The sequence below is a fragment of the Thermocatellispora tengchongensis genome, from assembly GCF_014202315.1.
GTDB lineage: Bacteria > Actinomycetota > Actinomycetes > Streptosporangiales > Streptosporangiaceae > Thermocatellispora > Thermocatellispora tengchongensis.
The window spans coordinates 41781-56039 of record NZ_JACHGN010000004.1 but is presented as its reverse complement, the minus strand read 5'-3'; the positions used below and the strand labels follow the sequence as shown (position 1 = coordinate 56039).

Here is a 14259-nt window from a genome sequence, read left to right as displayed (position 1 = left end):
CGCCTGGCCCGCTCGGCTACAGGCGCTCGATGATGGTCGCGTTGGCCATGCCGCCCGCCTCGCACATGAGCTGGAGGCCGTAGCGGTGGCCCTCGTCCTCCATCGCGTGCAGCATCGTGGTCATCAGCCGGGCGCCGGACGCCCCGAGGGGGTGGCCCAGGGCGATGGCGCCGCCGCGCGGGTTGACCGCGGCCGGGTCGGGGCCGAACTCGGCCATCCAGGCCAGCGGGACCGACGCGAACGCCTCGTTGACCTCGATGTGGCCGATCTCGTCCAGGCTCAGCCCGGAGCGGCGCAGGATCATGCGGGTCGCGGGGATCGGCGCGGTCAGCATGAGCAGCGGGTCGTCCCCGCACGCGGCCATCCACCCGATCCGGGCGCGGGGGGTGAGCCCCAGCTCCTCGCACCTGGCCCGGCTCATCAGCAGCAGGGCGGCGGCGCCGTCGGTGATCTGGGAGGAGTTGCCCGCGGTGACGCTCCAGTCGATCTCGGGGAACCGCTCGGCCAGGTCGTCGCGGGCGAAGGCGGGCCGCAGCTCCGCCAGCCGCTCGACGGTGCTGCCGGGGCGGATGGTCTCGTCGCGGGTCACCCGGCCGGACGGGGTGTCCACGGGCACGATCTCGCGGTCGAAGGCGCCCGCGTCGCGGGCGCGCGCCGCCAGCTCGTGCGAGCGCACGGCGTACTCGTCCATCTCGGTACGGCTCAGCTTCCACCGGGCGGCCACCAGCTCGGCGGCCACGCCCTGAGGCACCAGGCCGGGGGCGAACCGGGCGGCCACGCCCGCGCCGTACGGGTCGGCGTCCATCCGGGCCGAGCCCATCGGCACCCGGCTCATCGACTCCACGCCGCCCGCGACGACGATGTCGCAGCAGCCCGCCATGATCGCCTGGGCGGCGAAGTGGACGGCCTGCTGGCCGGAGCCGCACTTGCGGTCGATGGTGGCGGCGGGCACGTGGGCCGGCAGGCCGGCCGCCAGCCAGGCCATCCGGCCCGGGGTCGCCGACTGCTCGCCGGCCTGCGACACGCAGCCGATGAGCACGTCGTCCACGATGCCCGGGTCCACGCCGGTGCGCGCCAGGAGTGCGGCGAGGGTCTGCGCGAGCAGGTCCACCGGGTGCACCCCGGCCAGCGCGCCGCCCGGTCTGCCGTGGCCCATGGGGGTCCTGACCGCGTCCACGACCACGACTTCCACGCTCACGGGCTACCTCCTTTCCAGGGTATTGCTTATCATGATATTCATCTGTAACGACCGAAAGCAACGAGCAGGAGAGTGTGCGTGACCGCTTACTCAGCCGACGGGCACGAGGAGATCCGTGCTCTGGCGGCCCGCGTCGCCGAGGAGGTCTACGCGCCCATGGCGGAAGACCTGGACGTCCACCGGCGCCCGCTGCCGGTGCAGGAGCGCAGGCGCCTGGGCGAGCTGGGCTTCCTCGGCATCGCCCATCCCGAGCGCTACGGCGGTTCCGGCGCCCCGCTGGCCGAGGCGCTGGCGGTGATCGAGGAGTTCGCCAAGCAGTGCCGTCCCGCCGCGTTCCAGGTCTTCGAGGCCAACACCGGGCCGGCCCAGGTGATCGGCCACCTCGGCACCGAGGAGCAGCGCGAGCGCTGGCTGCCCGGCATCATCAGCGGTGAGAAGACCATGGCCGTGGCGATCTCCGAGCCCGACGCCGGCTCGGCCGCCACCGACATGCGCACCCTCGCCAAGCCGGTGGACGGCGGCTACCTGCTCGAAGGCACCAAGCGGTGGATCTCCAACGGCGGCGAGGCCGACCAGTACCTCGTCTACGCCCGGCTCAGCGACGCGCCGGGGGCCAAGGGCATCGGCGCGCTGGTGGTGGAGAAGGGCATGGCCGGCCTCTCCTTCGGCCAGCAGGAGCGGCTGATGGGCTTTCGCGGCATCCCGTCCGCCGACGTGATCTTCGACGGGGTGTTCGTGCCCGAGGAGAACGTCGTGGTGCCCGCGGGCGACTTCGGCAAGCTGTTCACGGTCTTCTCCATCGAGCGGCTGGGCAACGCCACCATGAGCCTGGCGATCGGCCAGGCGGCGCTGGACCGCACGATCGCCTACGTCCAGGAGCGCGAGCAGTTCGGCAAGCCGCTGATCGAGTTCCAGAGCGTGCAGGTGACCCTCGCCGACATGCTGCTCCAGGTCGAGGCCGCGCGCCTGCTCATCCAGCGCGCCGCCGCCGCGGCCGGCACCGGCCTGCCCGACCCGCTCCAGGTGTCGCTGGCCAAGTGCACCGCCAACGAGATGGCCAAGCGGGTCTCCGACCTGGCGATGCAGCTCCACGGCGGCAACGGCTACACCGAGGAGTACGGCATCGAGCGGCTGCACCGCGACGCCCACGGCTGGGCCATCGCGGGCGGCACGCCCACGATGCAGCGGATCAGGATCGTCTCCGAGTTGCTCGGCCGGCGATTCGACCAGCGGGCGTGAGCGCCGTGGACGAGCCGATCTTCGAGCTGGGCCCCAGGCACCGCGAGATCCAGCGGGTCGCCCGCGACGTGGCGGCCCAGGTGGAGGGGTTCGCGGCCGAGGCCGACGAGTGCACCGAGATCCACCGGGGCGTCGCGGAGGCGCTGCGCGGCAGCGGCCTGGCCGCCTGCGTCGTTCCCGCCGCGTACGGCGGGCGCGACGACGTGCTCGACCCGCTGACCATCGCGGTGGTGCGCGAGGCCCTGATGTACGCCTCCGCCCACCTGGACTCGCTGTTCGGCATGCAGGGCGTCGGCAGCTACCCGCTGACCGTGGGCGGCGGCGAGGCGCTCAAGCGCGCCTGGCTGCCCCGGGTGGCCCGGCTGGAGGCCGTCGCCGGGCTGGCCCTGACCGAGCCGGAGGTCGGCTCCGACCTGCGCGCGGTCACCACGACCGTACGCGCCGAGCCCGGCGGCCTGCGGGTGAGCGGGCGCAAGTCGTTCATCACCAACGGCGGCGCCGCCGACTTCTACTGCGTGCTGGGCCGCGAGGGCGAGGGCTACTCCATGGCCCTGGTGCCCGCCGACGCCCCCGGCCTGACCGTGACGCCCGGCGCCGGCCTGATCGCCCCGCACATCCTGGGCGAGCTGACCTTCGACGACGTCCTGGTGCCCGAGGCCAACCGGCTGGGCGCGCCCGGCAAGGCGTTCTCGCTGATGCTGCGCACCCTCGCGGTCTTCCGCGTCACCGTGGCGGGCTCGGCCGTCGGGCTGGCCCAGGCCGCGCTGGACGAGGCCCTGCGCCACACCACCACCCGCGAGCAGTTCGGCGGGCCGCTCATCGGCCTGGGGGCGGTCGGGCAGAACCTGGCGCAGTCCTGGGTGGACGTCGAGACCGCGCGCGCGATCACGTACCGGGCCGCGTCGCTGGCCCGGACCGACCCCCTGGCCCACCTGGACTTCTCCTCGATCGCCAAGGTGAGCGCCACCGAGGCCGCGGGCCGGGTGGTGGACCGCTCGGTGCAGGCCATGGGCCGCTTCGGCCTGATCCGCGGCTCGAAGATCGAGCGGCTGTACCGCAACGCCCGCCCGCTGCGGGTCTACGAGGGCGCGACCGAGGTGTTGCTCGACTCCCTCGCGCGCCGCCTGGCGAAGGGGGTCTCCTGATGGATCTGCGGCTGCGCGACACCGTCGTCCTGGTCACCGGCGCCAGCCGGGGCCTCGGCGCCGCCATCGCGCTCGCGCTCGCGGCCGAGGGCGCGTACGTCGTGGCCGCCGCGCGCTCCCGCGACGGGCTGCGCGAGGTCGCGGCCGAGGGCGGCGGCCGGATCACCCCGATCGCGGCCGACATGCGCGACGAGGCCGAGGTCGCCGCCCTGCCCGGCCAGGTCGTCGCCCGGCACGGCCGCATCGACGGCCTGATCAACAACGCCGGGATCGCCCCGGCGGGCAAGTTCGCCGACCAGGACCCCGCGGTGTGGAAGGACACGCTCGCGGTCAACGTGATCGCGCCGATGCTGCTCGCCCAGGCCGCCGGACGGCACATGATCGCCCAGGGCGGCGGCCGGATCGTGAACGTCGCCTCCACCACCGGCGTGCGCGGCAAGCCCATGCTGGTCGGCTACTCCGCCTCCAAGGGCGCGGTGATCCGGATGACCGAGGCGCTGGCCGCGGAGTGGGCGGCCAAGAACGTCCAGGTCAACGCCATCGCGCCGGGCGCGTTCAGCACCGAGGCGCAAAAGGCGGTGCTGGAGTCGCCCGATCTGCTGCGGCGCAGGGTCGCCCGCATCCCGGCCGGGCGGATGGCCGAGCCGCAGGAGCTGGTGCCGCTGGCCTGCCTGCTGGTCTCGCCGCTGTCGTCGTTCACCACCGGGGCCACGTTCGTCGTCGACGGCGGCGAGTCGGGCAAGCTGTGAGGACTTCATGATCTTCGATGCGCACACCCACGTCTGGCCCGACCGCATCGCCGCCGCGGCCCTGGCGGGCAACCCGGTCCCGGGCCTGTCCGCCCGGGGCGACGGCACCGTAGCCGGGCTGACCCGGCAGATGGCCGCCTCGGGCGTGGCGATGAGCTGCTGTCTGGGCATCGCCAACGAGGCCAGGCACGTGGAGAAGGTCAACGCCTTCGTCGCCGGGCTGCGCTCGCCGCGGCACTTCCCGGTCGGCACGGTGCACGTGGACCTGCCGGCCGCGGAGAACCTGGACATCCTGCGCCGGCACGGCATCACCGCGGTCAAGCTGCACCCGCTGTTCCAGAGGATCTCGCTGCGGGACCGGCGCCTGTGGGACATCCTGGAGGCGTTCGGCGAGGACATCGCGGTCATCACCCACGTCGGCGAGGGCGGCGACGCCTACGCCAACAGTCTGTCCAGCCCGGCCATGATCGCCGACATCGCCCGCGCGTTCCCCGCCCTGCGGCTGATCGCCTGCCACTTCGGCGGCTACAAGATCCTGGATGAGGCCGAGGAGGCGCTGCGCGGCGTGGACGTGGTGCTGGAGACCTCCTGGCCGCCCTCGCTGGCCCGGCTGCGCCCCGAGCGCGTCAGGCGGCTGATCCGGCGGCACGGCGCCGAGCGCGTGGTGTTCGGCTCCGACTGGCCGATGACCGACCCGGCCGAGGAGATCGCCGCGATCCACGCGCTCGGCCTGAGCGACGAGGAGACCGGGCTGGTGCTCGGCGGCACCCTGGCGCGGGTGCTCCGCGTCGCCCGGCCCTAGCCGCCCCGGCCTGCGGCCTGAGGGGCGGGCCGGTGGCCTCAGGGGGCGGGCCGGTGGCCTCAGGGGGCCGGCCGGTGGCCTCAGGGGGCGCTGATCACGCCCTCGGCCGCCAGCCGGGCCTGCTCCTCCTTGTCCAGGTCCAGCAGTGCGGACAGCACCTCGCCGGTGTGCTCGCCGACGCCCGGCACCCCCTCGTACGAGGTCGCCGGGGAGGGGCCGCACGCGTCCTTCAGGCGCAGGATCGGCCCCGGCATCAGCGCCCGGCCGAGCGGCGTGTCGCGCAGCTCCACCAGCGTGCGTTCGGCGAAGTGGGGGTCGCCGGCGATGTCGCGGGCGTCGTTGACCGGCGCCGCCACCACCTCGTGCCGCTCCAGCACCTCCAGGATCTCCGCCCGGGGCCGGGAGCCGACCCACTCGACGACGATCCGCTGCAGCTCGTCGTTGTTGGCCATCCGCGCCTCGTTGGTGGCGTAGCGCGGGTCGGCGCACAGCTCGGGGCGGCCCATGGCCTGGAACAGCCGCATCGCGATCGACTGGTTGGAGGCGGCGATGGACAGCCAGTGGCCGTCGGCGGCCCGGTAGATGCCCCGGGGCGAGGCCGCGCCCGAGGCGTTGCCGTGGCGCTGCATGATCCGGCCCGAGGCGGTGTAGTTCAGCACCGCGTCGCCCAGGATGAACATCAGCGGCTCGTACAGGGCCACGTCCACCTCGGCGCCGGTGCCGCGCCGGCCGCGCTGGTACAGCGCCATGGCGGTGCCGAACGCGGCCGAGATTCCGGCGATGGAGTCGGCGAAGCCGAAGGGCGGCGCGGTGGGCGGGGTCTCCGGCCAGCCGTTGAGGAAGGCGTAGCCGCTCGCGGTCTCGGCCACGGTGCCGAACCCGGGCCGCTCCCGGTACGGGCCGGTCTGGCCGAAGCCGCTGACCCGGGTCATGACCAGGCCCGGGTTGGCGGCCGACAGCTCGGCGTAGCCCATGCCCCACGACTCCATCCGGCCCGGCCGGAAGTTCTCGATCAGCACGTCCGCCTGTGCCGCCAGGCGTTTGACGATGTCGCGGCCCTCCGGGCGGCGCAGATCGACGCCGACGGAGCGCTTGCCGGCGTTCAGCCGGGCGAAGCCGATGGCCATGCCGTTGTGCGCGGGCTGCCAGTGCCGGGCGTAGTCCCCGCTGCGCGGGTCCTCGACCTTGATGACCTCGGCGCCGAAGTCGCGCAGCATCCGCCCGGCGGTGGGGGCGGCGTACATGGAGCCCAGTTCGATCACCCGTACGCCGGCCAGCGGCGCGGGCATGGGGTCGCGACTGTCCACGACCTGCCTTCCTGTGATGGGGACGATGACGGGAGTGGGGGCGGGTCAGCTCAGGTGGAAGCCCGTGTAGCCGTCCGCGGCCACCTCGGCGCAGATCCGGCGGTAGCGGCCCACGCCGCCGACGTACGGCATGAAGACCCGCGGCTTGCCGGGCACGTTCGCGCCCAGGTACCAGGAGTTGCCGACGGGGTACAGGGTGGCGGCGGCGACCTCGTTGACGTGCGCCACCCAGGCGTCCTCCCGCTCCAGGTCGGCCTCCGAGCGGCGCAGGCCGTTCTTGCGCAGGTGCTCCAGGTGCTCGCTGACCCACTCCACGTGCTGCTCGATGGAGACCAGCACGTTGCTGAGCACCGAGGGGCTGCCCGGCCCGGCGATGAAGAACAGGTTGGGGAACCCGGCGGTGGAGATGCCCAGGTACGTACGCGGCCCGGCCGCCCACTTCTCCCGCAGGCTCGCCCCGCCGACGCCGCGGATGTCCACCTTGAGCAGGGCGCCGGTCAGCGCGTCGAACCCGGTGGCGAAGACCAGGGTGTCGAGGGGGTGCTCCCGCTCGCCGGTGCGCACCCCGGCCGGCGTGATCCGCTCGATCGGGGTGGCCCTGACGTCCACCAGCTCGACGTTGTCGCGGTTGAACGTCTCGTAGTAGCCGATCTCCAGCACCAGCCGTTTGGTGCCGAACGGGTAGCCGCGCGGGATCAGCCGTTCGGCCACCTCGGGGTCGCGGACCAGCTCGCGGATCTTGCCGCGCACGTACTCGGCGGCCTTCTCGTTGGCCGCGCGGTCGCTGATCAGGTCGCGGTAGGCGGCCAGGATGTCCGGGCCGCCGTTGTTCCAGTGCCGCTCGAAGGTGGCGCGCAGCTCCTCGGGGGTGGCCTCCAGGGCGGACTGCCGGCTGAGCACCCGGTGGGTGCCGCCGGGGTGGTTGCGGGCCTGCTCGCGGTACTCGGCGAAGCGGGTCTTCAGGGCGGCCGCGTACGCCTGGTCCAGCGGGCGGTTGCGGGCCGGGACGGCGAAGTGCGCGGTGCGCTGGAACACCGTCAGGTGCGCGGCCTGCCGGGCGATCTGCGGGATCGCCTGGACGCCGGAGGACCCGGTGCCGATCACGCCGACCCGCCTGCCGGTGAAGTCCACGCCGTCGCGGGGCCAGTTCCCTGTGTGGTACCAGCCGCCGGCGAAGTCGTCCAGGCCGGGGATGGCGGGGATCTGCGCCACCGAGAGCTGCCCGGTGGCCATGATCACGTGGTCGGCGGCGATCTCGTCGCCCCGGTCGGTGCGCGCGGTCCAGCGCACGGCCCCCTCGTCCCAGGTGAGCGCGGTCACGCGGGTGCCGAGGGTGATGTCGCGGCGCAGGTCGAACCTGTCGGCCACGTGGTGGATGTAGCGCAGGATCTCCGGCTGGGCCGGGTAGCGCTCGGTCCAGTCCCATTCCCGGATCAGCTCGTCGGAGAAGGAGTAGCAGTAGTCCACGCTCTCGATGTCGCAGCGGGCGCCGGGGTAGCGGTTGTGGTGCCACACGCCGCCGATGTCGTCGGCGGCCTCGACCACGTGCACCGCGTGGCCCAGCTCGCGCAGGCGGTGCAGGGCGTACAGGCCGGAGAACCCGGCGCCGACCACCAGCACGTCCAGCCGGCTCGGCACGGGTGTCCGCTCGCCGCTCTCCGTCATGGCTCCCCTTCCCGGTAATACATGCGCATGAATACTAGCATTAGCATTTATGTCCGGATAGGGGGCGGCTCAGCGCAGCCCGCGCCAGGCCATGGTCCCGCCGTCCACCGGCAGGGCGACGCCGGTGATGAACGAGGCGGCGTCGGAGGCCAGGAAGCACACGGCCTTGGCGATCTCGCCGGTGGTGCCGAAGCGCGGGATCAGGTGCGCGCCGGTCATCGAGCGCAGCGTCGCCTCGCGGTCCTCGGCCGCCGCCAGGTGCGCCTGGCTCATCGGCGTCTCGATCGAGCCGGGGCAGTAGGCGTTGCAGCGCACCTCGGGCGCCAGCGAGACGGCCAGCGAGCGGGTGAGCTGGATGACCGCGCCCTTGCTGGAGGTGTAGGCGGGCAGCCCGTAGCCGGTCAGGCCCGCCACCGAGGAGGCGTTCACCACCGACGGGCCGCGATCGGACGCCTTCAGGTGCGGGGCGGCGTACTTGGCGGCCAGCCACACCGCCTTGACGTTGACGGCGTACACCTTGTCCCACGCCTCTTCGGTCAGGGTCTCGTACGTCGCGCCCTCCTGGATCGTGTGGTCCAGGACGCCCGCGTTGTTCACCAGCGTGTCCAGGCCGCCGGCGCCCGCCACGGCCAGCTCCACCATGCGTCGCACCTGCGCGGAGTCGGACAGGTCGGTCTCGATCGGGCGGGCCTTCGCGCCGGCGGCCTCGACGGCGGCGGCGGCCTCCTCGGCCGCCGCGGCGTCGATGTCGGCCACCGCGACGAACTCCGCCCCCTGCCGGGCGGCCTCGACGGCGATCTCCCTGCCCATGCCCCGGCCCGCCCCGGTGATGAGCATGCGCTTGCCGTCCAGTGACGTCATGATGGTCCCTCTCGGTGGTTCGGCGCCCCGCCTCGCCGCGCGCGGCTCATCGGGGCGGGGGGAAGGCCGGGCGGCGCTTCTCCAGGAACGCCGTCGCGCCCTCGGCCATGTCGGGGCTGTCCACGGCCTGGATCAGCATGCCCAGCCCGTTGCTGAAGGAGTCGCGGGCCGCGTTCCACCAGATGTTGGAGCTGATCTTGGTGATCTCCAGGTAGCGGGGGGAGAGCGCGGCGAGCTCCGCGACCAGCGCGTCCACGGCCGGCACCAGCTCCTCGTCCGGCACCACCCGGTTGACCAGGCCCAGCTCCAGCGCCTCCTCGGCGGAGTACCTGCGGCACAGCAGGGCCATCTCCTTGGCCCGCTTCTCGCCGATCTGCACGCCCAGGACGTTCGTCGCCCCGGTCACCGGCGCGCTGCCGACCCGCGGGCCGGTCTGGCCGAAGGTCGCCGAGCGGGCGGCGACGGCCAGGTCGCAGGCGATGACCAGCTCGTTGCCGCCCCCGGCCGCGGCGCCGTTCACGGCCGCGATGACCGGGCGCGGGCACTGCCGTACGGCGTCGAACAGGCGCAGCGAGGAGCGGTACAGCTCGCGCATCGCCGCGACGTCGGGCCGGCCCAGCGTCCGCAGCGACCCGCCCGCGCAGAACGCCCCCGGGGCGCCGGTGATCACCACCGCGCGCGAGGAGGAGGCCCCCTCTATCGCCTCCACCGCCGCCGCGGCCATGGCCGGGTCGTAGGCGTTGCGCCGCGACGGGGCGTCCAGCGTGATCCAGGTGGCGTCGCCGCGCCGCTCGGCCCGCACCTCTCCCATGGTCATCGTCCTCCCGGGGGCGTACGGCCTTCGCAAATCATGAACATGAATAGTATGGTAAGGACTCTTGTCGCGGTCAAGGAACAGGACGGTGGACGGACACGATGGCACTGCGGTTCGGTCTGGCGCTGATGAACGACTTCGCCCCGCACATCTCCCCGTCCTCGCGGATCGGGCAGATGCGCGAGCAGGTGCGCGCCGCCCGCGACGCGGGCATGCACTCCATCTGGGTGCTCAACCACTATCTGGGCAACATGGCGACGATGCAGCCGTTGGTCACCCTGGCCGCCCTGGCGGAGCACGCGGGCGAGATGAAGCTGGGCACCAACATGTTCATCCTGCCGCTGCGCCACCCGGTCGCGGTGGCCGAGGAGTTCGCCACGCTCGACCACATCACCGGCGGCAACGTGATCGCCGGGTTCGGCATGGGCTACCGCGGCAACGAGTACGCCGCCTTCGGCATCCCCATGGAGCAGCGCGTCGCCCGCTACGAGGAGAGCGTCGAGCTGATCCGCCGGCTGTGGCGGGCCGAGCCGGTGACCTTCGAGGGCGAGCACTTCACCGTACGCGGCGAGCGCATCGGCATCCCGCCCGTGCAGCCAGGCGGCCCGCGGATCTGGGTCGGCGCGGGCGTGCACAAGACCGGCGCCCGCCGCGCCGCCCGGCTGGGCGACACCTGGATCATCCCCCCGCACGCCCCGCTGGAGAAGCTGGTGCCGTACCTGCGCCTGCACCGCGAGGAGCGCGAACGCCTCGGCCGCGGCCCCGCCGACGAGATCGTGGTACGCCGCGAGCTGGTCCTCGACGACGACCCGGAACGCGCCCGCGCGATCGGCCTGGAGGCGCGCGAGGCCAGCACCCGCATGTACGCCCGCTTCGAGGCGCCCGACAACACCGACGCGTACCGGCACCTGAAGGGCGCCGGCGAGCTGGCCGAGACCGCGCAGGGCTCCTACCTGTTCACCGACCCGGCCACCGCGGTCGCCGCCCTGAAGGAGCTGGAGGCCCACGGCGTCACGTACGTGATCCTGCGCATGCAGTGGTACGCCCTGGAGCAGGAACGCGTGCTGGCCACCCTGGCCGCGTTCCGTGACCACGTGCTGCCGCGCTTCCGCTAAGTTTTCTGAAAATTTTCGACCCCCCGCGACGCGGGGGGTCTTTGTATGTTCAACAAGCGTGGCCTGGGAACTTACCGCAGGTATTGACACGCGGACGGCGGAAATTTAGATTGACGGCCCACGCAGTGTGTCGGAAAAGTATCGAAACATTTCGGGGGCGGTGCCGGGCCGGCCTCGGGTGTTCGAGTGCGGAGGTCAGCGTGGAGCCCAGGACGACAACTCGCCGTGCCTTCCTGTCCCTCTCCCTGGGACTGCCCCTCGGGGCCGCGCTAGCCGCATGCGGCAGCGCGGGACCGGGCACCGCCGCCGGCGGCGGCGGGCCGAAGGCCACCTACTGGTATCTGTCGCAGCAGCCCGCCGAGGGCGTGCGCAGGCGGGCCGTGGAGCGGTTCAACAAGGCCAACCCCAACGGACAGATCGCCGAGACGACCTTCCAGAACGACGCGTACAAGACCAAGATCAAGACCGCGATCGGGGCGGGCCAGGCCCCCACGATCATCTTCGGCTGGGGCGGCGGCACGCTGCGCAGCTACGTCCAGGCCGGCCAGGTGGACGACCTGACGCCCTGGTTCGAGCAGAACCCGCAGGTCAAGGACCGGCTGTTCCCCTCGGCTTTCGGCGCCGCCACGATCGAGGGCAAGATCTACGCGCTGCCGATCGAGCGGGTGCAGCCGATCGTGCTGTTCTACAACAAGAAGGTCTTCGACCAGGTCGGCGTGCAGCCGCCGCAGACCTGGGGCGACATCATGGACCTGGTGCCCAAGTTCAACGCCAAGGGCATCGCCCCGTTCTCGCTCGGCGGGCAGTCGCGCTGGACCAACATGATGTGGCTGGAGTTCCTGTTCGACCGCATCGGCGGCCCGGAGGTGTTCCAGGCCGTGTTCGACGGCGAGAAGGACGCCTGGTCCCACCCCGCCGCGATCGACGCGCTGGGCAAGGTGCAGGAGCTGGTCAAGGCCGACGGCTTCATCAAGGGCTTCTCCTCGATCACCGCCGACTCCAACGCCGACCAGGCGCTGCTGTACACCGGTAAGGCCGCCATGATGCTGCACGGAAGCTGGTCGTACGGCATCCAGGCGACCGAGGGCGGCGACTTCGTCTCCAGCGGCGGCCTCGGCTACCTCAACTTCCCGCCCGTGGACGGCGGCAAGGGCGATCCGGGCAACACCGTCGGCAACCCCGCCCAGTACCTGTCGATCTCCTCCAAGGCCACGGCCCAGGAGAAGGAGATCGCCAAGAAGTTCTTCGCCACCGGCCTGTCCACCGACCAGGAGATCGACGACTGGATCGCCACCGGCTCCGTCCCGATCGTCAAGGGCATCGAGAGCAAGCTCGCCGCCTCCAAGGACGCCGAGTGGCTGAAGTTCGTCTACGACATCGCCTCCAACGCCAAGACCTTCGGCCAGTCGTGGGACCAGGCCCTCAGCCCCACCGCCGCCGAGGTTCTGCTCGACAACATCGCCAAGCTGTTCCAGCTCTCCATCTCGCCGGAGCAGTTCGCCACCAACATGAACGCGGTCATCGGTCAGTGAGCACTCTGGTCACCCCCGTCCCGCCCGCGGAGCGGCAGGGCGCCGAACGCGGCGCGGGCGCCGGCCCCGGACGCGAGCGCGGCCTCGCCTGGCTGGCCGCGCCCGCGCTGGTCGTCTTCGTCGCCTTCGGCGCGATCCCGCTGGTCGGGGTCCTGCTGCTCAGCTTCACCACCTGGGACACCCTCGGCACCATCTCCGTGACGGGGCTGGAGAGCTGGCGCGCCGTGCTCTCCGACCCCGGCCTGCCCCACGCGCTGTGGGTGACGTTCCTGGTGATGGCGCTGTCCTGGCTGGTGCAGACCCCGATGAGCGTCCTGCTCGGGGTGTTCCTGGCCGGGCACCAGCGCTACCGGGCCGTGCTCGCGGTGTTCTACTTCGTGCCGCTGCTGCTCAGCTCCGCGGCCATCGCGGTCACGTACAAGGCGCTGCTCGACCCGAACTTCGGGCTCGGCGCCGGCCTCGGCATCGAGCTGCTCGCCCAGGACTGGCTGGGCGAGCCGCACCTCGCCCTCGGCGTGGTGATCTTCGTGGTGTCCTGGCAGTTCATCCCGTTCCACACCCTGATCTACCAGGGCGGGGTGCGCCAGATCCCGCGCTCCATGTACGAGGCCGCGGAGCTGGACGGCGCCGGGCGCATCCGCACGTTCTTCAGCATCACACTGCCGCAGCTCAAGTACACGATCATCACCTCCTCCACGCTGATGGTGGCCGGCTCGCTCACCTTCTTCGACCTGATCTTCGTGCTCACCGCGGGCGGCCCCGGCGACGCCACCCGGGTGCTCGCCCTGGACATGTACAAGCGCGGCTTCCAGGCCAACCTGATGGGCCACGCCAGCGCCATCGCCGTCATCCTCGTCCTGGTCGGCCTCGCCCTCGCGCTGCTGCTGCGCCGGATCGGCGGAGGCAGCAGCAGCGCCAGCCAACTCGACGGAGCCTGACATGGGGACGACACTGACCGAGACCATCGAGCAGACCCCCGCCCGCCGTACGACCCCCACCCCCGGCGCCATGACCCGCCGGCCCAACTGGCTGGGCGGCCTGGCCGGGTGGCTGTGGCTGGGGATCGTGGTCGTGCCGATCTACTGGATTGTCATCACCAGCTTCAAGGCCCAGGCGACCTACTACGCCGACAACCCCTTCGCCCTGCCGTCCGATCCCACCCTGGACAACTACGTGCTGGTCATCCAGTCGGACTTCGTCCAGTACTTCGTGAACAGCGTCATCGTCACCGTCGGCGCGGTCGCGCCCGCGGTCGTCTTCTCCTTCATGGCGGCCTTCGCGATCGTACGCGGCGGCTCCGGCAGGTTCCTCCGCCTGACGAACTCGCTGTTCCTCATGGGCCTGGCGATCCCGCTCCAGGCGACGATCATCCCCATCTACCTGATCATCATCCGGCTGCACCTCTACGACACCCTGCTGGCGATGATCCTGCCCTCGATCGCCTTCGCGATCCCGCTGTCGGTGCTGGTCCTGGCCAACTTCATCCGCGACGTGCCCAAGGAGCTTTTCGAGTCGATGCGCATCGACGGCGCGGGCACCTGGGTGCAGCTCTGGCGCCTGGCGTTCCCGTTGACCCGCCCGGCCGTGGTGACCGTCACGATCTACAACGCGCTGCACGTCTGGAACAACTTCCTGCTTCCGCTGATCCTCACCCAGGACCCCAGCAAGCGCACCCTCCCGCTCGCGCTGTGGAACTTCCAGGGCGAGTACAGCGTGAACGTCCCGGCCGTGCTCGCCTCCGTCGTCCTCACCACGCTCCCCATCCTGACCCTCTACGTGCTCGGCCGCCGCCAGCTCCTCAGCGGCCTGACGGCCGGCTTCGGCAAGTGACC

Annotated in this window: 13 protein-coding genes; 8 read left to right on the top strand and 5 right to left on the bottom strand. The window is 72.1% G+C overall.

The features are described from left to right. Positions 1–16: 16 nt before the first annotated feature. On the bottom strand, positions 17–1198 hold the full coding sequence (locus tag HNP84_RS09620) for a thiolase family protein (RefSeq protein WP_312924223.1): 1182 nt from the start codon (positions 1196–1198) through the stop codon (positions 17–19). A 78-nt stretch (positions 1199–1276) separates the two neighbouring features. Here HNP84_RS09620 and HNP84_RS09615 point away from each other — a divergent pair, with 78 nt between their 5' ends. From HNP84_RS09615 to HNP84_RS09600, 4 genes are read left to right on the top strand one after another with little or no spacing between them, the layout of a single operon-like run. Further along, complete coding sequence (locus tag HNP84_RS09615; protein ID WP_185049098.1) at positions 1277–2437, top strand: acyl-CoA dehydrogenase family protein; 1161 nt, start codon at positions 1277–1279, stop codon at positions 2435–2437. Continuing rightward, on the top strand, positions 2434–3582 hold the full coding sequence (locus HNP84_RS09610) for an acyl-CoA dehydrogenase family protein (protein WP_312924220.1): 1149 nt from the start codon (positions 2434–2436) through the stop codon (positions 3580–3582). The genes HNP84_RS09615 and HNP84_RS09610 overlap by 4 nt, the downstream gene beginning before the upstream one ends. Next, positions 3582–4331 (top strand): SDR family NAD(P)-dependent oxidoreductase, encoded by a 750-nt coding sequence (locus tag HNP84_RS09605; protein WP_185049097.1) that lies wholly within the window; start codon positions 3582–3584, stop codon positions 4329–4331. The genes HNP84_RS09610 and HNP84_RS09605 overlap by 1 nt, the downstream gene beginning before the upstream one ends. Positions 4332–4338: 7 nt before the next feature. After that, entirely contained in the window at positions 4339–5133 is a 795-nt protein-coding gene (locus tag HNP84_RS09600; protein WP_185049096.1) for an amidohydrolase family protein, read from the top strand. 80 nt (positions 5134–5213) lie between these two features. Here HNP84_RS09600 and HNP84_RS09595 read toward each other — a convergent pair whose 3' ends face one another. From HNP84_RS09595 to HNP84_RS09580, 4 genes are all read right to left on the bottom strand, one after another. Continuing rightward, entirely contained in the window at positions 5214–6440 is a 1227-nt protein-coding gene (locus tag HNP84_RS09595) for a CaiB/BaiF CoA transferase family protein (RefSeq protein ID WP_312924216.1), read from the bottom strand. A gap of 45 nt (positions 6441–6485) precedes the next feature. Next, positions 6486–8105, bottom strand: coding sequence for a flavin-containing monooxygenase (locus tag HNP84_RS09590; protein WP_185049095.1), 1620 nt, complete (start codon positions 8103–8105; stop codon positions 6486–6488). 69 nt (positions 8106–8174) lie between these two features. Then, the gene (locus tag HNP84_RS09585; RefSeq protein WP_185049094.1) at positions 8175–8966 is read right to left on the bottom strand and encodes an SDR family NAD(P)-dependent oxidoreductase; all 792 of its coding nucleotides are present in this window, start codon (positions 8964–8966) and stop codon (positions 8175–8177) included. Positions 8967–9012: 46 nt separating this feature from the next. Continuing rightward, the gene (locus HNP84_RS09580) at positions 9013–9783 is read right to left on the bottom strand and encodes an enoyl-CoA hydratase/isomerase family protein (RefSeq protein ID WP_221336093.1); all 771 of its coding nucleotides are present in this window, start codon (positions 9781–9783) and stop codon (positions 9013–9015) included. Between the two features lie 98 nt (positions 9784–9881). Between HNP84_RS09580 and HNP84_RS09575 the strand changes: the two genes are divergently transcribed. The 4 genes from HNP84_RS09575 to HNP84_RS09560 all read left to right on the top strand — a co-directional run bounded on the left by HNP84_RS09575 (position 9882) and on the right by HNP84_RS09560 (position 14257). Continuing rightward, positions 9882–10895, top strand: a complete 1014-nt coding sequence (locus tag HNP84_RS09575) for an LLM class flavin-dependent oxidoreductase (protein ID WP_185049093.1) — start codon at positions 9882–9884, stop codon at positions 10893–10895. A 200-nt stretch (positions 10896–11095) separates the two neighbouring features. Next, positions 11096–12427: an extracellular solute-binding protein gene (locus HNP84_RS09570; protein ID WP_185049092.1), complete on the top strand. Its 1332-nt coding sequence runs from the start codon at positions 11096–11098 to the stop codon at positions 12425–12427. Further along, complete coding sequence (locus HNP84_RS09565; protein WP_312924211.1) at positions 12424–13365, top strand: carbohydrate ABC transporter permease; 942 nt, start codon at positions 12424–12426, stop codon at positions 13363–13365. The genes HNP84_RS09570 and HNP84_RS09565 overlap by 4 nt, the downstream gene beginning before the upstream one ends. Position 13366: 1 nt before the next feature. Then, positions 13367–14257 (top strand): carbohydrate ABC transporter permease, encoded by an 891-nt coding sequence (locus HNP84_RS09560; protein WP_185049091.1) that lies wholly within the window; start codon positions 13367–13369, stop codon positions 14255–14257. Positions 14258–14259: the final 2 nt, after the last annotated feature.